Here is a 17,015-nt window from a genome sequence, read left to right as displayed (position 1 = left end):
CCGAGGCGCGAAGGACACCCCCCACATGAGCGTGAACGCACGCACCGAGAGCACCAAGACCGGCGATCCCGGCGACGGCGATCTACGGGCAGGGCTCAAGAACCGGCACCTGTCGATGATCGCCATCGGCGGCGTGATCGGCGCCGGCCTGTTCGTCGGCTCCAGCGCCGGCATCGCCAAGGCAGGCCCCGGCATCCTGATCAGCTACGCCCTCGCGGGTCTGCTGGTCGTCCTCGTCATGCGGATGCTGGGCGAGATGGCCGCGGCCAGCCCCGCCTCCGGGTCCTTCTCGGAGTACGCGGACCGGGCCCTGGGCCGCTGGGCGGGCTTCACCATCGGCTGGCTGTACTGGTTCTTCTGGGTCGTGGTGCTCGCGGTCGAGGCGACCGCGGCGGCGCAGATCCTCACCGGCTGGATACCCGACGTCCCGCAGTGGTCGTGGGCGCTGCTGGTGATGGTGATCCTGACCGTCACCAACCTCGCGTCGGTGGGCTCGTACGGCGAATTCGAGTTCTGGTTCGCCGGCATCAAGGTCGTCGCGATCGGCGCCTTCATCGTCATCGCGGGCCTGGCCGTCTTCGGCCTGCTGCCGGGTACGGACATGGCCGCCCCGGGCACATCGAACCTGACCGGGCACGACGGCTTCCTGCCCAACGGGCCGGGCGCGATCCTCTCCGGCATGCTCCTGGTCGTCTTCTCCTTCATGGGCAGCGAGATCGTCACCCTCGCCGCGGGGGAGTCGGCCGAGCCCGCCAAGATGGTCTCCCGCGCCACCAACTCCGTGATCTGGCGGATCGGCATCTTCTACCTGGGCTCGATGGCTCTGGTCGTGACCCTGCTCCCGTGGGATTCGAAGAAGCTGGAGGACCAGGGTTCGTACGTGGCGGCGCTGAACCAGATCGGCATCCCGCACGCCGGCACCATCATGGACGTGATCATCGTCACTGCGGTGCTGTCCTGCCTGAACTCGGGCCTGTACACCGCCTCCCGGATGGCCTTCTCGCTCGGCAAGCGCGGCGACGCGCCCGCGGCCTTCGGGCGTACGAACCAGCGCGGTGTCCCGGCGGCGGCGATCTGGGCGTCGGTGGCCTTCGGCTTCGTCGCGGTGATCTTCAACTACACGTCGCCGGAGACGGTCTTCACCTTCCTGCTCAACTCGTCCGGTGCGGTGGCGCTGTTCGTGTGGCTGGTGATCTGCCTCTCGCAGCTGCGGTACCGGAAGATCATCGAGCGGGAGATGCCGGAGCGGCACACGGTGAAGATGTGGCTGTTCCCGTATCTGACGTACGCGACGATCGCGCTGATCCTCTTCGTCGTGGGCTACATGTTCTACGACAAGGACGGCCGCGAGCAGATGGTGATGTCGGTCGTGGTCGGCGCCCTGGTCCTGGCACTCGGCCTGGTCCTGGACCGCCGCCGCCGCCGGCAGTCCAGCGCCATCGGTTAACGTCGCCTACGTCCCAGCAAACCCTCATGTCCCCGGAGCCCCGATGAGCAGCAACGCCGCCGTCATCCGCCCGGGCAGCGTCCTCGCCGACGTCCTGCCCGCCACCACCGCCGCCCGCGCCCGCGTCCGTAACGCCGCGCTCGTCATCGGCGGTGCCGCACTCACCGGCGTCTGCGCGCAGATCGCGCTGCCGGTGCCCGGCTCCCCGGTCCCGGTGACCGGGCAGACCTTCGCCGCGCTGCTGGTCGGCGCGGGCCTCGGCGCGCAGCGCGGCTTCCTCGCGCTCGCGCTGTACGCGATCGCGGGCGCGGCGGGCATGCCGTGGTTCGCGGAGGCGTCTTCGGGGGTCGGGATGCCGTCCTTCGGTTACGTGATCGGCATGCTGATCGCCGCCACGGCCGTGGGCTCGCTGGCCCGCCGCGGCGGCGATCGCAAGGTGTGGCGCACGCTCGGCACGATGGCGCTGGGCAGCGCCATTATTTACGCGGTCGGCGTCACGTACCTGGCTCTCTCGCTGAACATCGGTGCGGGTCAGGCCGTGAGCCTCGGCCTGGCCCCGTACCTTCTGGGCGATGCCCTGAAGGTGGCCCTGGCGATGGGCCTGCTGCCGGCTGCTTGGAAGCTCACCGGGCGCAACGGCTGACGCTCGGCTGTTCCCACCCGCCCGCCCGTTGCTGTGTGCGACAGGAGGCGGTGCGGGTGGGATCGAGCGGTGCGGGCGGTGGGGCCGCGGTTCCACACCGCCTCCGCGCCTAGCCCGCCTCCGCGCCTAGCCCGCCGCCGCGGGCTCCGGGGTGCGGTCCTCTGGCTTTGGGCCGTTCCCGGTCCCCGGGAGGTAGCGGCCCAGCCAGTCCGCGCGGCCTGCCGCCAGCGGGCCGAGGACCGCCAGCACCAGCACGTATCCCGCGATGAACGGGGACAGCCGCGGGTTCAGGCCCGCGCTCGCCGCCATCGTCGCGAGGATCAGCGCGAACTCGCCGCGCGCCAGCAGCGTCGTCCCGACGCGGGCCGCGGGTCCGCTGCCGAAGCCGTACATCCGGGCCGTCGCCACACCCGCCAGCAGGTTCATGACGATGGTCAGCGCGACCGCGATCGCCACCGGACCGGCCACCGAGGGCAGGTCTCCGGGGTTGATCGACAAGCCGAAGGCGAAGAAGAAGATCGCGCCGAAGGCGTCCCGCAGCGGGTGCACCAGCGTCATGATCCGTTCCTTGGACGACGTGGAGCCGAGCATCAGGCCGACCATGAAGGCGCCGATCGCGTCGGCCACCCCGAACCACTCGGAGACCCCGGCGACCAGCACGGCGGCGCCGAGGAACGAGATGACCAGCAGCTCGTTGTCGCGGGTGTCGAAGAGCCGGCCGATGACCTTCGTACCCCAGCGGGCGGCGATGGCGAGCAGCAGCAGGAAGGCGAGCGCCTTGGCGGCCTTGAGGGCGGCGTCGCCGGGGCCGTTGGTGCCGGACAGCAGCGGCTGCAGCACGGCGAGATAGACCGCGAGGAAGACGTCCTCGACGACGATGATGCCGAGGATCGGCTTGGTCTCGGGGGAGCCGACCCGGCCCAGGTCGACCAGGATCTTCGTCACGATCGCGGACGATGAGATGCCCAGAACTCCGGCGAGCACCAGCGCTTCGCGCGTGCCCCAGCCGGTGAGGAAGCCGAAGGCGAGTCCGGCGCCGACGTTGAGCAGGAGGTACGAGCCACCTGCCAGCGCCATCCGCCGGCCGCCCGACTTCAGGTCGTCCATGTGGAACTCGAGGCCCAGGTAGAACAGCAGCAGCACCAGGCCGAGTGCGGAGAGCATTTCCAGGTCGTGGGGGTCGGCGACCAGGACGATGCCGGGGGTGTTGGGGCCGAGCAGGATGCCGGCCAGGATGAACAGGGGAATCGTCGGCAGTCCGATGCGGCCGCCCAGGCGGGCGAGCAGGGCGGCGGCCACGAAGGCGCCGCCCATCGCTATCAGTGTGTCGGCGTGTCCGATGCTTTCACTCCCAAAGAGTCGTTGGTCCCGTGAGGCAGGGGACGGAAGGCTTTTACTTAGTTTACCTTACTGTTGGTTGGTCCCTCGATCGGTGCTCGGGTTTTCCCCACCCCCGATCCGCCAGCAGCCGCCATGGTTCGCGGACGTCGTGCTCCGTAGCTTCGAGATATCGGCTCGAGGAGAGGACACGACATGGGGCTGCGCCGCAGCAAGCGACACCAGGCGGACCAGGGACCGGAGATCGCGGGTACCCCTGGCCTCGCCGTCGAACTCCGCGGCGTCCGGCGGCAGTACGGCCGCGGGAGCTCTGCCGTGCACGCGCTCGCGGGTGTGGATCTCGCGCTTCTGCGCGGCACCTTCACCGCCGTGATGGGCCCGTCCGGGTCCGGAAAGTCCACCTTCCTGCAGTGTGCCGCGGGCCTCGACCGGCCGTCGGCGGGATCCGTACGGCTCGGTGGCACCGAGATCACCGGCATGAGCGAGAACAAGCTCACCGAACTGCGCCGCAGCCGCCTGGGCTTCGTCTTCCAGGCCTTCAACCTGCTGCCGTCCCTGACCGTGGAGCAGAACGTCCTGCTCCCGATGCGCCTCGCCGGACAGCGGCAGGACCGCCGCCGCGCGGCCGAGGTGCTGGCCCGGGTCGGGCTCGCCGACAAGGCGCGCCGCCGGCCCGGCGAGCTCTCCGGCGGCCAGCAGCAGCGCGTCGCCATCGCCCGCGCGCTGGTCACGTCGCCGGACGTGGTCTTCGCGGACGAGCCGACCGGCGCGCTGGACACCGGCACCGCGACCGAGGTCCTCGGCCTGCTCCGGCACGCGGTGGACACCCTCGGCGCCACGGTCGTCATGGTCACCCACGACCCGTCGGCCGCCGCGTGGGCGGACCGGGTGCTCTTCCTCGCCGACGGCGTCTTCGCCGACCGCCTCGACGGCGGCTCCGCGGAGCAGATCGCGACGCGGATGACCGCGCTCACGGCCCGTACCGGAGCAATGGTGGGGGCCGCGGCGTGAGAGGCCCCAATGGCCTCGCCCGCGCGGCCATCCGCTTCAAACCCGCGTCCTTCGCGGGCACTTTCGTGGCGCTGATGATGTCGGCGCTGATCGTCTCGGCCTGCGGCATCCTGCTGGAGACCGGCGTACGCGCCTCGGCACCGCCGGAGCGGTACGCGGACGCGCCGGTGGTGGCGGCCGCGGACCAGTACGCGCACATGGTCACGGGCAGCGGCGACGACCGCTCGGACTCGCCGCAGCTGCTGCCGGACACGGCGCGGGTGGACGCCGGGCTGGCGGCGAAGGCCGCGCGGGCGCCGGGGGCGAAGGCGGCGGTGCCGGACTTCACCTTCCCGGTACGGACCGGGGACGGCGGTTCGCGGGCGGCCGGCGACGGGTCCCAGGAGCCGGCGGGCTCCGCGCCCGCGCGCGAACTGCGGGTCCCGGGCGGTGCGCTCACCGCCCACGGCTGGGGCGCGCACGCTTTCACCGGGACCGGACTCGCTTCCGGTGCCGGGCCCGGCACGGGCGAGGTCGCACTCGACGCCGCCACCGCCCGCGCCGCCAAGGTCGCCGTCGGCGACACCGTCGCGCTCGAAACGGCCGCCGGACGGCAGGAGTTCCGCATCTCAGGGCTGGCCACCCCCGGCGCCGGGGACGCGGCCGGACCCGCCGACGCCGACGCCGGGACGGGCGGCAAGGCGACCGCCTGGTTCGCCGACTCCCAGGCCCCCGCCCTCGCAGGCCACCCCGGCAAGGCCGACGCCATCGCCGTACTCGCCAAGCCCGGCACCGACCCGGGAGCCCTCGCCGCCTCCGTAAAGAAGGCCCTCGCCGGCTCCGCCGCCAAGGTCCACACCGGCGACGACCGCGGCGCCGTCGAGGACCGCGGCGTCGACTACAGCAAGGAGATGCTCACCGGGCTCGGCGGGTCCTTCGGCGGCATCGCGACCATGGTCGCGGCCTTCACCGCCGCCGGAACCGTCGCGCTGTCCGTCGCCCAGCGCGCCCGCGAGTTCGCGCTGCTGCGCGCCATCGGCGCCACCCCGAAGCAGATCCGCCGCGCGGTCGCCGCCGAGGCGCTGCTGGTGGCGCCCCTCGCCGGGCTCGTCGGCTGCGTGCCCGGCATCGGGCTCGCGCACTGGTGGTTCGGGCAGCTGCAGGACCGCGGGGCGATTCCGGATGCCGTGCAGGTGCACGTCTCGTTCATCCCGCTCGTCACCGCCGTCGGCGCCGGGCTGCTCACCGCGCTCATCGCCGGGTGGGCGGCGGGCCGCAGGCCGTCGAAGATCAAGCCGGGGCAGGCGCTCACCGAGGCGTCGCTGGAGCGGCTGCGGCCCGGCATCATCCGTACCTTCCTGGGCCTGGCCGCCGTGGCCGGCGGCGCCTTCTTCGCCGCCTTCGCGGGCAGCGCGGCCGGGGAGGACGCGGCCACCGCGTCGCTCGGCGTCGTCATGTGCTTCATGCTCGCCGTCGCGCTGCTCGGCCCGCTGGTGGCGCGCGCCTGCGCGGGCCTGTTCGGGCTGCCGCTGCGCGGCGCGGGCGCCCCCGCCGAACTCGCCGCCGCCAACTCCCGCGCCGGCGCCCGCCGCCTCGCCTCCGCGATCACCCCGATCGCGCTCGCCATGGCCTTCGCCTCGACCCTCGTCTTCATGCATACGAGCGAGAGCCACGTCGCGGACAAGCAACTGCGCGCGGGCGTCACCGCCGACCACGTCGTCACCAACCCGGCCGGCCTCCCGGCCCACGCGGCGACGGACGCCGCCCGCGCGCCCGGCGTCAAGGCGGCCGTCGGCGTACTCAACGCCCAGCTGCTGGTACCCGTCGGCTCCGGCGGCGACAAGTGGCTGCAGGGCACGGCGGCGCAGGGGATCTCGGCGTCCGGCGGGCAGCTCGCGAAGGTGCAGGACCTGGACGTACGGGAGGGGAGCCTCGACCGGGTCGGCAAGGGCCGTATCGCCATCGACAAGACCCTGGCGACCGGCGCCCACGTCGGCCTCGGCGACCGGCTGCCGGTCTATCTCCCGGACGGCACCAAGGCGCGCCCCGAGGTCGTCGCCGTCTACGGCCGCGGCATCGGCCTCGCCGCCGTCACCATGGACCGCGCGTCGCTGGCCGGGCACGTCACGTCGCCGTTCGACAGCACGCTGCTGGTACGGGGCGGATCGGACAAGCCGCTCGCGGCCCTCGGCGCGGTCACCGACGCCTCCGGCTTCGCGACCGAGCAGAACCTGGACCGCGAGCTGAACGCCTGGGCCAACAACACCATGGCCGCGGTCCTCGGCGGCTTCGCCGCCATCGCCGCCGCCAACACCCTGGTGATGACGGTCCTCGCCCGCCGCCGCGAGCTGAGCACCCTCCGCCTGGTGGGCACCACCCGCCGCCAGGTGATGGGCATGCTCCGCTGGGAGAGCCTGCTGGTGTCGCTGGCGGGAGTGGGCCTGGGCACGGCGATCGCCGTGGTCACGCTGGTCCCGATGATGCGCGGACTGACCGGGGAGGGGCCGTACGTACCCCCGCTGGTGTACGGCTCCTTCGCGGCCGCCGCGGCGGCGCTGGCGCTGCTGGCGGTGACGCTGCCGGGGCGGGCGGCGCTGCGGAACCGGGCGTAGCCCGGACCGCTCGCGCCCGCCCGCGCCTCAGAGCAGCGACTTCAGCTTTCCGCGGTGGTTGCTCTTGGCGGCGTCCTTCTTGCCGGTGTTCTGCTTGAAGGCCCAGTCCATCTTGGGCTCCATCGCCCAGCGGAAGGCCCGCTGGAACGGTGGCGTGCACAGGAAGGTGATCAGGCCGACGGCGAGGATGGTGACCACGATCGCGCCCCACGGGGTGTGGACCCAGTCGTTCTCCTCGTACCAGCCCCAGAAGCGCGAGCCCTTCGCGACGAAGCCGTGCAGCAGGTAGCCGTACAGCGTGCCGGTGCCGAGCACGGTGAACCACATCTTGCGGCGCGGCACCCAGGCGAAGAAGCAGGCGCACAGCACCATCGAGGCGCCGAAGAGGGCGAGCGTCATCACGCCGCCGTACCAGGCGTGCGGCGCCGCCAGCTCCTGGGCGGAGTCGCGGCGGTAGAACCAGGCGGCGCTCATCCGCGGGGCCGCCCAGTAGGCGACCAGCAGGGCGAAGCCGAAGACCGGCAGCGACATGAAGCGGCCGCGCCAGCTGTGCACCAGCTGAAAGTGCTCAGGCTTGATGAACAGGCCGATGACGAAGAACGGCATGAACTGCAGCACCCGCTGCAGATCCAGGTCGTCGCCGATCTCCGGGCTCATCGCGGCGAGGGCGGCGATCGCCAGCGCGAGCGGCACCGGCCACTTGATCACCTTCCAGATCGGGGTGGTGACCCGCCAGACGAAGAGGGCGATCAGGAACCAGGTCAGATACCAGGGGTCCAGGATGCTGAAGGCATAGCCCGGGTCGTCGTCCGCGTACCTCTTGAAGAGGGTGTACGCGATCTCGAACAGGATGTACGGCACCAGCACGCCGGTGACCAGGCGCTGGATGCGCTTGCCGGTCATGTCGAAGTTCCGCGACATGAAGCCGGAGATCATGATGAAGGCCGGCATGTGGAAGGCGTACACGATCATGTACAGGGCGGCGGCGGCCCTGCTGTCGCCGCGCAGCGGCTCCCAGGCGTGGCCGCAGGCGACCAGGACGATCGCGAGGTACTTCGCGTTGTCGAAGTACGGGTCGCGGCCCTTCGGCTTCGGCTTGGGCGCGGGCGGCCCGGCCTGAGCGGCGGCGTCGTCCTGGCCCGGGCGGGGCCGGTCGGGGCGCCGGGGGGCTTCCTGGTGGGGGGCCGGGAAGCGGGTGTCGGCATCGGCGGGGGCGTGCGGGTGCAGCGAGCTAGTCACAGGCGCCCTCCCACCGGTGGCCGGGGGTGGGGGACCCGTGCCGCACTGCACGAGCGGGGATAAAGGCAGCGGGGAACATCCCAGGAACCATAGCCTCCACGTACCTCGGGAGTAAATTCAAAGTGGACTCATCTCACACTTCCCGTGTCGAGTGCCCGTTCGTCTATGAATTACTCGTGCTCCGGCAGCCGGGATGACGTGCTTTGATCGGCAACTTGTCAGGGTTTGTCCGACCTAAAAGCGACATAACCGCCGCGGATGGCGATCGCGATATGCCCGACTCATCGTGACTTGCCGGACCGTGTTCGTATCTGCGGCGCATCAACTGGGCCGTCTCCACGGGCGATCTCCGCGGCGCTTCCGTGAATTCCCTGTGCGGTATTGGTGTGTATGGAAACCATCGCTCGAAAATGCCTGCCCAATCGCCGCGGGGGGCGCACGGGGGCGGTCCGATTGCTCCGGCTCCCTACCACGCGCGCCGATTAGTGGCAGGATGGAACTGCAGGGCGGCGTGCGGGCGGTGCGCCTCTCTGGGCGGCGTTCGTGAAGCAAGGGGTGATCAGGCGTGGCCATTTCACTGTCTGTGGTGCTGATGCTGGGGATCATCCTCGTCGTGCTCATGCGCGGCGGCTCCATCAAGGCCGGCCCAGCCATCGTCGCGGTGCTCTTCGGCTTCTTCCTCGCGTCCACGGGAGCGGCTCCGGAAATAAGGGACTTCCTCGACCAGATCGCGGAGTCGATCAGCGCGGTGGGCACGTAGCGGCGGGCGCGGCCCCTGGTCTCAGCCCTTGGTCTCAGCCCCGGTCCGGGCCCGGCGTAGATCCGGCGTAGATCCGGTCAGGATCTGAGAAGCACTCGCGCCCCGGCCCGCATAGCCTGTCGGTCATGGACTCGAAGAAGACCGCGGCGCAGCCGCACCCCGCCGACAGTCACGATCTTCTCCGCGTGCACGGCGCCCGCGAGAACAACCTCAAGGACGTCGACGTCGAGCTGCCCAAGCGGCGGCTGACCGTCTTCACCGGCGTCTCCGGCTCCGGCAAGAGCTCCCTGGTCTTCGACACCATCGCCGCCGAGTCGCAGCGGATGATCAACGAGACCTACAGCACCTTCGTGCAGGGCTTCATGCCCACGATGGCCCGTCCCGAGGTCGACGTGCTCGACGGCCTGACCACCGCCATCACCGTCGACCAGCAGCGGATGGGCGCCGACCCGCGCTCCACCGTCGGCACCGCCACCGACGCCAACGCGATGCTGCGCATCCTCTTCAGCCGCCTCGGCAAGCCGCACATCGGCCCGTCCAGCGCCTTCTCCTTCAATGTCGCCTCGGTCAGCGCCAGCGGCGGCATCACCGTCGACCGGGGCGCGGACAAGACCAAGACCGAGAAGGTCACCTTCACCCGCACCGGCGGCATGTGCACCCGCTGCGAGGGCCGCGGCAAGGTCTCCGACATCGACCTCACCCAGCTCTACGACGACTCCAAGTCGCTCTCCGAGGACCCCTTCACCATCCCCACCTACACCGGCGACGGCTGGGTGGTGCGGGTGATCAGGGACTCCGGCTTCTTCGACCCGGACAAGCCGATCCGGGACTACACCAAGAAGGAGCGGCACGACTTCCTCTACCGCGAGCAGTGCAAGGTGAAGATCAGCGGGGTCAACCTCACGTACGAGGGCCTGATCCCGAAGATCCAGAAGACCTTCCTGTCCAAGGACCGCGAGCAGATGCAGCCGCACATCCGCGCCTTCGTCGACCGGGCGGTCACCTTCGCCGAGTGCCCCGAGTGCGACGGCAGCCGGCTGAGCGAGGCGGCCCGCTCCTCGAAGATCAAGAAGGTGTCGATCGCGGACGCCTGCGCGATGGAGATCCGCGACCTGGCGGAGTGGGTACGGGGCATCAAGGACTCCTCGGTCGCCCCCCTGCTCACGGCGCTGCAGCAGACCCTCGACTCGTTCGTGGAGATCGGCCTCGGCTATCTCTCGCTGAACCGCGCCTCCGGCTCACTGTCCGGCGGCGAGGCCCAGCGCGTGAAGATGATCCGCCACCTCGGCTCCTCGCTCACGGACGTCACCTACGTCTTCGACGAGCCGACCGTCGGCCTGCACCCGCACGACATCCAGCGGATGAACAATCTCCTGCTGCGGCTGCGCGACAAGGGCAACACGGTCCTGGTCGTCGAGCACAAGCCGGAGGCCATCGCGATCGCCGACCATGTGGTGGACCTCGGCCCCGGCGCGGGTACGGCGGGCGGCACCGTCTGTTACGAGGGCACGGTGGAGGGGCTGCGGGCTTCGGACACCATCACCGGGCGGCACCTGGACGACCGGGCCGCACTGAAGGACTCGGTCCGTACGCCCAAGGGCACGCTGGAGATCCGCGGCGCGAAGGCGAACAACCTCAAGGACGTCGACGTCGACATCCCGCTCGGGGTGCTCACGGTCGTGACGGGCGTCGCGGGCTCCGGCAAGAGCTCGCTGATCCATGGCTCGCTCGGCGCGTCCAACGACGACGTGGTGTCCGTCGACCAGACCGCCATCCGCGGCTCCCGGCGCAGCAACCCCGCCACGTACACGAGCCTGCTCGAGCCCATCCGCAAGGCCTTCGCCAAGGCCAACGGCGTGAAGCCGGCGCTCTTCTCCGCCAACTCCGAGGGCGCCTGCCCCACCTGCAACGGCGCCGGGGTCATCTACACCGACCTGGCGATGATGGCGGGCGTCACGACGACCTGCGAGGAGTGCGAGGGGAAGCGCTTCCAGGCCTCGGTTCTGGAGTACACCTTCGGCGGCAAGGACATCAGCGAGGTCCTGGCCATGCCGGTGACCGAGGCGGTGGACTTCTTCGCTACGGGCGACGCGAAGACCCCGGCCGCCCACAAGATCCTGCAGCGCCTGTCGGACGTCGGCCTCGGCTACCTCACCCTCGGCCAGCCGCTCACCACCCTCTCCGGCGGCGAACGCCAGCGCCTGAAGATGGCCACACACATGAGCGACAAGGGCGGCATCTACGTACTCGACGAGCCGACGACGGGCCTGCACCTGGCGGACGTGGAGCAGCTGCTGGGCCTGCTGGACCGCCTCGTCGACTCCGGCAAGACGGTCATCGTCATCGAGCACCACCAGGCGGTGATGGCGCACGCGGACTGGATCATCGACCTGGGTCCGGGGGCGGGCCACGACGGCGGCGAGATCGTCTTCGAGGGGACGCCGGCGGCGCTGGTAAAGGACCGCTCGACCTTGACGGCGGAGCACCTGGCGGAATACGTAGGAGCCTGAGCGAGGGCTCGCCGTGCGCGACGATGAGATGGGGGTACGTCGATGTACGAGTTCTACCTGGCGGATGCGGCAAGGGCGGCGGGGGCGACGGTCGGCCGCCTGTTCATGCTGGCCGTTCTGATCCTCGTAGTGATCTTCGTGATCCGGCGGATCAGCAACCGCCGGAAGTGAAGTGACCGGCCGCCGCCCTGACCCGGTCGACATGTCCCCGGTCAGCAGCAGCGGAAGCCTGTCGCCAGGGCCGTCACTGCGTCGTCGCCTCCCCGGGAATCCGGCCGCCGCCCGAGCCGAGCCCCGCGGCCGCCAGCTCCGCCTTCTCCTCCTTGGTGGGGAAGAGCTGCGCCGGGGCGGCGTACCGGGATTCGGTGTGCGGCTCCTCATGGCTGACCACCGACTCCGGGTTGCGCAGCGACTTGATGCAGACGCGAGCCGCGTCGACCATGACCACGACCACCAGGATCGCGAAGATCGCGGAAAGCACGCCGTCCACCGTCGTGTTGGTGACGACGGTGTGCGCGTCGTCGAGGGCCTTGCCCTTCAGCTCGCCGGAGTCGATGCCCTTCTGCGCGACATCGCCCTGCGCGAAGAAGCCGACCCGCGGGTCGTCGGAGAAGACCTTCTGCCAGCTCGCGGTGAGCGTGACGACGGCGACCCAGGCCAGCGGAACGCCGGTCACCCAGGCCCACTTCAGCCGCCCGGACTTGATCAGCAGGGTGGTGCAGACGGTGAGCGCCACGGCGCCGAGCAGCTGGTTGGAGATGCCGAAGAGCGGGAAGAGCTGGTTGATCCCGCCGAGCGGGTCGCGGACGCCGACCCACAGGAAGTAGCCCCACAGCGCCACGACGACCGCGCTGGTGGCGACCAGGCCGGGCCACCAGCTGACCCGCTTGAGCGGCTTGTAGAGGTTGCCCAGGGTGTCCTGCAGCATGAACCGGCCCACGCGCGTCCCCGCGTCGACGGCGGTGAGGATGAACAGCGCCTCAAACATGATCGCGAAGTGGTACCAGAACGCCTTCATGCTGTCCCCGGTCACCTCGGAGAAGACCTGCGCGACCCCCAGGGCGAAGGTCGGCGCGCCGCCCGTACGGGACAGCAGCGTCGGCTCCTCGACGGATGCCGCGGCCGCGGCGAGCGCCTCGGGCGAGATGGTGAAGCCCAGCCCGCGGATGGCCTCCGAGGCGGATTGCGCGGTCTCGCCGATTACGGTCGGCGCCGAGTTCATCGCGAAGTACAGGCCCGGGTCCAGTACGCAGGCGGCGATGATCGCCATGATGGCCACCGACGACTCCATCAGCATCGACCCGTAGCCGATCATCCGGATCTGCGGCTCCTTCTCGACCATCTTCGGCGTGGTGCCGGAGGAGATGAGCGCGTGGAAGCCGGAGAGCGCGCCACAGGCGATGGTGATGAAGACGAACGGGAACAGCGAGCCGGCGAACACCGGGCCCGTACCTGCCGTTGCGAACTCCGTAACGCCCTCCATCTTCATGGTCGGTGCGGCCACGAGGACGCCGATGAAGAGCAGCGCAATCGTGCCGAGCTTCATGAAGGTGGAGAGGTAATCGCGGGGTGCGAGCAGCATCCACACCGGCAGGATCGACGCCACAAAGGCGTAGATCACCATCCAGATGACCAGCGTCTCCTTGCTGAGCGTGAAGGCGTCGGCCCAGGAGGACTCGGCCACCCAGCGGCCCGCGATCAGGGCGAGGAGCAGCAGCGCGACGCCGATCAGGGAGACCTCGGCGACCCGGCCCGGCCGGATCACCCGCAGATAGAAGCCCATGAACAGCGCGATGGGGATCGTCATCCCGATGGAGAACACGCCCCACGGCGACTCGGCCAGCGCGTTGACGATCACCAGCGCCAGCACCGCCAGCAGAATGATCATGATGGCGAAGACCGCGACCAGCGCGGCCGCGCCACCCACCGGCCCGATCTCCTCGCGCGCCATCTGGCCGAGCGAGCGGCCATTGCGCCGGGTGGAGAAGAAGAGCACCACCATGTCCTGCACGGCACCCGCGAAGATCACGCCGGCGACGATCCAGATCGTGCCCGGCAGATAGCCCATCTGCGCGGCCAGCACCGGGCCGACCAGCGGCCCCGCGCCCGAGATCGCCGCGAAGTGGTGTCCGAGCAGCACTCTGCGGTCGGTCGGGTGGAAGTCGACCGCGTTGTCCAGCCGCTCGGCCGGGGTGGCACGCGTCTTGTCGACCTTCAGCACCCGATGGGCGATGAATTTCGAGTAGAAGCGATAGCCGATCGCGTACGAGCCCAGGGCCGCGGCCACCATCCAGGCCGCCGACACCTCCTCCCCACGGGACAGGGCCAGCACCGACCAGCCGATGGCGCCGACCACGGCGACGAGCGTCCAGATCAGGATGGATTTCGGGGCGGGTCTCGTGTTTCGGGCGCCGTTGAGGGACACGATTGCTCCAGGTATCGGGGTCGATGGGCCGGCGGATGCGCCTGCGTGAAGGTGGTTGCTGTCGGCCGCGATTCGGTTGACAGCGGCGTCAGCGTTCGTCGCCCGTCGGGACTTCGGGTCGCTCCGCCCGCTGCCTGATGACGTAGGCGCAGGTCAGCAGGATCGCGCCGAGCGGGACCCACAGGAACTGGTACCAGTAGAAGAAGGGCCAACCGAACAGCTGCGGATCCTGCCGCATGAACGCCGGTGTGAGCAGCGGCCCCGCGATCACGGCCGCCAGGCAGACGCGGCCTGCCGTACGGGTATGCGTCGGACCGACCGGCGAACGGCGTTGTTCGGACATGCCTCAGCCACCTCTCGATAGCCGCCGGAACCATTATCCGTGCAGGTCAGAGATAACTCTGTACGGAATCCTTCCCGGCGTTACAGGACTGTTCAATGGCTTGAATGGATGGTTCACTCCTGGATTGTCAGGCCCTTTCTCCTCCTAGCTGATGACGCTTCCGGCCCTCGCCGTGCCACCCGGCAGGGGGCCGCGTCCGGTAGTTGCGTACGGGCCCGTGAGGGTTTACCGCGCTGTGGCCGGATTTCCACCGACGAGCGTGGAGGAGTCATGAGCAACGTCGTCCCGGCGATCACCTGTGCGGCCGTGGTGCTGGTGGCCTCGGCCATCGCGCTGAGAGGTGCTCGCTTATCGTCGGCCGGCACCGGGGTCAGGGCGGACCTCGAGGACTGGGCACTGGCCGACCGCCGCCAGGGCAGTGTCCTCATCTGGTGTCTGCTCGGCGGCACCATCTACACCGCGTACACCTTCACGGCCGTGCCCGGCGCCGTGTTCACCTCGGGCGGGATGGGGTTCTACGCGCTGCCGTACACGGTCCTCATCTGCGTGATCGCCTTCGTCCTGCTGCCGCGCCTGGCGGCCACGGCGCGGGCCCACGGGCACATCACGGCCGCCGACTTCGTACGGGAACGCTACGGGTCGCCGCTGCTGGCCCTGGCCGTCTCCCTCACCGGCATCTTCGCCACGATGCCGTACATCGCGCTCCAACTGCTCGGCCTCAGAGCGGTGCTGAGCGTGCTCGGCCTGCGCTCCGACGGGCTCGCGGGCGACGCCGCGCTGACGGCAGTCTTCGCCGTGCTCGCCGTCTCCACCTTCCGGTACGGGCTGCGCGCGCCGTCCCTGGTCTCGGTGGTCAAGGCCGTGCTGATCGTGGGCTCGACGCTCGCCCTCGGCGGCCTCATCCTGTCCCGGCTGGGCTCGCCGGCCACCCTCTTCTCCCGGGCGGGCGCCGCGCTCACGGCCGACGACGGGGCCTCCGCCCTCGTGCCCCACCCCGAACTCGCCCCGGCGTACATGTCCCTCGCCGTGGGCTCGGCCCTGGCGCTGTTCGCCTTCCCGCATGTGCTGATGGTGGCGTTCTCCGCGCGCTCCAACCGGGTGCTGCGCCGGTCCTCCGTCACCCTCCTGGGCTGGACGGCCATGCTCGGCCTCTTCGCGCTCTTCGGCATCGCGGCGCTCGCGGCCAAGGCCGAACCGCCGCCGGGCCGCAGCGAACTGGCGATACCGCTGCTCATCCTGGACCTCGCGCCGGGCTGGGCGGCCGGGCTGCTGCTGGGCGCACTCATCGTCGCGGCGCTGGTGCCGGCCGCGGTGATGTCCATCGGCGCGGCGACGCTGTTCGCGCGGAACGTGTACCTGGAGTTCGTCAACCCGACCGCGACGGCCGCCCAAGTGACCAGGATGGCCCGGCTGATATCGCTGATCGTCAAGCTGGGCGCGCTCGCCTTCGCGCTCGGGCTGCGCGACCAGGCCGCGATCAACCTGCATCTGCTCGGTGCCGTATGGGTGCTGCAGATCGTGCCCGCCATCGCGCTCGGGCTGCTGCGCCGGACACCCCACTGGGGCGCCCTGCTGGCCGGCTGGCTGCTCGGCATGGTGACCGGGACCGGGCTGGTCAACACGGGCGCGTTCTCCTCGCTGGTGCGGGTGTCGGTCGGGCCGGTCGACACCCAGATCTACGCGGGCGTGATCGGACTCGCGGTCAACATCGCCGTCGTTGCGGTGGCCAGCCCGCTGTTGGGCCGGCTCGGCGTGCCGCGCGGCCTGTCCGGGGTGCTGCGGCCGGACGGCTCCGCCCGTAACGGCGAGGCCGTGTCATGAGCGATGTCGTACGGAACACCGACAAGCCCTGGCGCCGCATCGCGCCCGTGCCGGTCGCACCGCCCGCTACCGAGGCCGAGCCGGGTGTCGACCTGCGGGACGTGGAGCGGGAGACCGCGCTGATCAGACTCTTCGACGGGCACCACGCCAAACTGGTGCGCCTGGCGGCTCTGCTGGGCGCGGAACAGGACGCCGAGGACCTGGTCGCCGAGGCGTTCTGCGAACTGCACCGCCGCTGGTACCGACTCCGTGCACCCGAGGCCGCACCCGCCTATCTTCGTTCCGTGGTGTGCAACCTCGTGCGGATGCGGATACGGCGCCTGCAGGTCTCGCGCCGCCATGCCAGCGTGGAGGTGGTCGACATCGCCTCCGCCGAGACCACCGCGATGCTGCACGAAGACCAGCGCCAGGTCGTGGAAGCGCTGAAGAACCTGCCCACCCGCCAGCGGGAAGCGCTGGTGCTCCGCTACTGGATGGACCTCAAGGAGAGGGAGATAGCCGAGGCGATGGGCATCAGTCCGGGTGCGGTGAAATCGCATACCTCCCGGGGGATGCACGCACTGTCCCGCGCCCTGGAGAACCGGTGATGAGCGTGGACGACCCCGAGGCCCGGCTGCGGGACACCCTCGACTCCCTGGCGTCGACGACGCAGCCGTCCCCGGACGCGTATGCGCGGGCCCGCGCGGAGTGGCAGCGGCGGGACCGGCGCCGGCGGCTGATCATGCTGGTGCTCGCCGTGCTGACCGTGATCGTCGCCGACGTGGTGGGCCTGTGGGCGCTGCACTCCCTCGCAGAGCCGGACACGCCGCCGCGCAAGGAGCGGGTCGACGTGATCGTGCAGCCCTGAACGGCGCCTGCGGGCCGCGGAGTCGACTCCGCGGCCCGCA

The 17,015-nt window shown here is 70.5% G+C and carries 14 protein-coding genes; 10 read left to right on the top strand and 4 right to left on the bottom strand.

All coding sequences use genetic code 11. The features are described 5' to 3' along the window. Positions 1–25 precede the first annotated feature (25 nt). Positions 26–1,447: an amino acid permease gene (locus ACNNMR_RS14075; protein ID WP_419994938.1), complete on the top strand. Its 1,422-nt coding sequence runs from the start codon at positions 26–28 to the stop codon at positions 1,445–1,447. 43 nt (positions 1,448–1,490) lie between these two features. Further along, positions 1,491–2,090, top strand: a complete 600-nt coding sequence (locus ACNNMR_RS14070) for a biotin transporter BioY (RefSeq protein WP_419994937.1) — start codon at positions 1,491–1,493, stop codon at positions 2,088–2,090. 126 nt (positions 2,091–2,216) lie between these two features. Here the strand turns inward: ACNNMR_RS14070 and ACNNMR_RS14065 are convergent, their stop codons facing one another. Beyond that, a complete protein-coding gene (locus ACNNMR_RS14065; RefSeq protein ID WP_419994936.1) occupies positions 2,217–3,404 on the bottom strand; it encodes a cation:proton antiporter in 1,188 nt (395 codons plus the stop codon). Positions 3,405–3,623: 219 nt separating this feature from the next. Here ACNNMR_RS14065 and ACNNMR_RS14060 point away from each other — a divergent pair, with 219 nt between their 5' ends. Together ACNNMR_RS14060 and ACNNMR_RS14055 are read left to right on the top strand one after the other, a co-directional pair. Continuing rightward, entirely contained in the window at positions 3,624–4,439 is an 816-nt protein-coding gene (locus ACNNMR_RS14060) for an ABC transporter ATP-binding protein (RefSeq protein ID WP_419994935.1), read from the top strand. Further along, positions 4,436–7,030: an ABC transporter permease gene (locus ACNNMR_RS14055; RefSeq protein WP_419994934.1), complete on the top strand. Its 2,595-nt coding sequence runs from the start codon at positions 4,436–4,438 to the stop codon at positions 7,028–7,030. The genes ACNNMR_RS14060 and ACNNMR_RS14055 overlap by 4 nt, the downstream gene beginning before the upstream one ends. Before the next feature lie 27 nt (positions 7,031–7,057). Here ACNNMR_RS14055 and ACNNMR_RS14050 read toward each other — a convergent pair whose 3' ends face one another. Further along, on the bottom strand, positions 7,058–8,269 hold the full coding sequence (locus ACNNMR_RS14050; RefSeq protein WP_419994933.1) for an acyltransferase family protein: 1,212 nt from the start codon (positions 8,267–8,269) through the stop codon (positions 7,058–7,060). Between the two features lie 565 nt (positions 8,270–8,834). Between ACNNMR_RS14050 and ACNNMR_RS14045 the strand changes: the two genes are divergently transcribed. The 3 genes from ACNNMR_RS14045 to ACNNMR_RS14035 all read left to right on the top strand — a co-directional run bounded on the left by ACNNMR_RS14045 (position 8,835) and on the right by ACNNMR_RS14035 (position 11,710). Then, positions 8,835–9,029 (top strand): hypothetical protein, encoded by a 195-nt coding sequence (locus tag ACNNMR_RS14045; RefSeq protein WP_419994932.1) that lies wholly within the window; start codon positions 8,835–8,837, stop codon positions 9,027–9,029. Between the two features lie 125 nt (positions 9,030–9,154). After that, the gene (locus ACNNMR_RS14040) at positions 9,155–11,539 is read left to right on the top strand and encodes an ATP-binding cassette domain-containing protein (protein WP_419994931.1); all 2,385 of its coding nucleotides are present in this window, start codon (positions 9,155–9,157) and stop codon (positions 11,537–11,539) included. A 42-nt stretch (positions 11,540–11,581) separates the two neighbouring features. Continuing rightward, on the top strand, positions 11,582–11,710 hold the full coding sequence (locus ACNNMR_RS14035) for a hypothetical protein (RefSeq protein ID WP_419994930.1): 129 nt from the start codon (positions 11,582–11,584) through the stop codon (positions 11,708–11,710). Positions 11,711–11,783: 73 nt separating this feature from the next. On the opposite strand, the gene ACNNMR_RS14030 is transcribed toward ACNNMR_RS14035, so the two are convergent. Then, on the bottom strand, positions 11,784–13,964 hold the full coding sequence (locus ACNNMR_RS14030) for a carbon starvation CstA family protein (RefSeq protein WP_419994929.1): 2,181 nt from the start codon (positions 13,962–13,964) through the stop codon (positions 11,784–11,786). Positions 13,965–14,052: 88 nt separating this feature from the next. Next, positions 14,053–14,307, bottom strand: coding sequence for a DUF3311 domain-containing protein (locus ACNNMR_RS14025; RefSeq protein WP_419994928.1), 255 nt, complete (start codon positions 14,305–14,307; stop codon positions 14,053–14,055). A 270-nt stretch (positions 14,308–14,577) separates the two neighbouring features. Here ACNNMR_RS14025 and ACNNMR_RS14020 point away from each other — a divergent pair, with 270 nt between their 5' ends. The 3 genes from ACNNMR_RS14020 to ACNNMR_RS14010 are packed head-to-tail and all read left to right on the top strand — an operon-like array spanning position 14,578 to position 16,975. Next, positions 14,578–16,128 carry a sodium:solute symporter family protein gene (locus tag ACNNMR_RS14020; RefSeq protein ID WP_419994927.1) on the top strand — a complete coding sequence of 517 codons (1,551 nt, stop codon included), beginning with the start codon at positions 14,578–14,580 and terminating at the stop codon, positions 16,126–16,128. Next, a complete protein-coding gene (locus ACNNMR_RS14015; protein ID WP_419994926.1) occupies positions 16,125–16,715 on the top strand; it encodes an RNA polymerase sigma factor in 591 nt (196 codons plus the stop codon). The genes ACNNMR_RS14020 and ACNNMR_RS14015 overlap by 4 nt, the downstream gene beginning before the upstream one ends. Further along, complete coding sequence (locus ACNNMR_RS14010) at positions 16,715–16,975, top strand: hypothetical protein (protein ID WP_419994925.1); 261 nt, start codon at positions 16,715–16,717, stop codon at positions 16,973–16,975. The genes ACNNMR_RS14015 and ACNNMR_RS14010 overlap by 1 nt, the downstream gene beginning before the upstream one ends. Positions 16,976–17,015 lie beyond the last annotated feature (40 nt).

The organism is Streptomyces boninensis (genome assembly GCF_048572725.1).
GTDB lineage: Bacteria > Actinomycetota > Actinomycetes > Streptomycetales > Streptomycetaceae > Streptomyces > Streptomyces boninensis.
Note: the sequence above shows the minus strand (reverse complement) of the source record. Positions and strands in the feature narration are given on the sequence as shown.

Coding starts and splice junctions, on each gene's coding strand:
- ACNNMR_RS14075 (WP_419994938.1), top strand. CDS start 26: ATGAGCGTGAACGCACGCACCGAGAGCACCAAGACCGGCGATCCCGGC.
- ACNNMR_RS14070 (WP_419994937.1), top strand. CDS start 1,491: ATGAGCAGCAACGCCGCCGTCATCCGCCCGGGCAGCGTCCTCGCCGAC.
- ACNNMR_RS14065 (WP_419994936.1), bottom strand. CDS start 3,404: ATGGGCGGCGCCTTCGTGGCCGCCGCCCTGCTCGCCCGCCTGGGCGGC.
- ACNNMR_RS14060 (WP_419994935.1), top strand. CDS start 3,624: ATGGGGCTGCGCCGCAGCAAGCGACACCAGGCGGACCAGGGACCGGAG.
- ACNNMR_RS14040 (WP_419994931.1), top strand. CDS start 9,155: ATGGACTCGAAGAAGACCGCGGCGCAGCCGCACCCCGCCGACAGTCAC.
- ACNNMR_RS14035 (WP_419994930.1), top strand. CDS start 11,582: ATGTACGAGTTCTACCTGGCGGATGCGGCAAGGGCGGCGGGGGCGACG.
- ACNNMR_RS14025 (WP_419994928.1), bottom strand. CDS start 14,307: ATGTCCGAACAACGCCGTTCGCCGGTCGGTCCGACGCATACCCGTACG.
- ACNNMR_RS14020 (WP_419994927.1), top strand. CDS start 14,578: ATGAGCAACGTCGTCCCGGCGATCACCTGTGCGGCCGTGGTGCTGGTG.
- ACNNMR_RS14015 (WP_419994926.1), top strand. CDS start 16,125: ATGAGCGATGTCGTACGGAACACCGACAAGCCCTGGCGCCGCATCGCG.
- ACNNMR_RS14010 (WP_419994925.1), top strand. CDS start 16,715: ATGAGCGTGGACGACCCCGAGGCCCGGCTGCGGGACACCCTCGACTCC.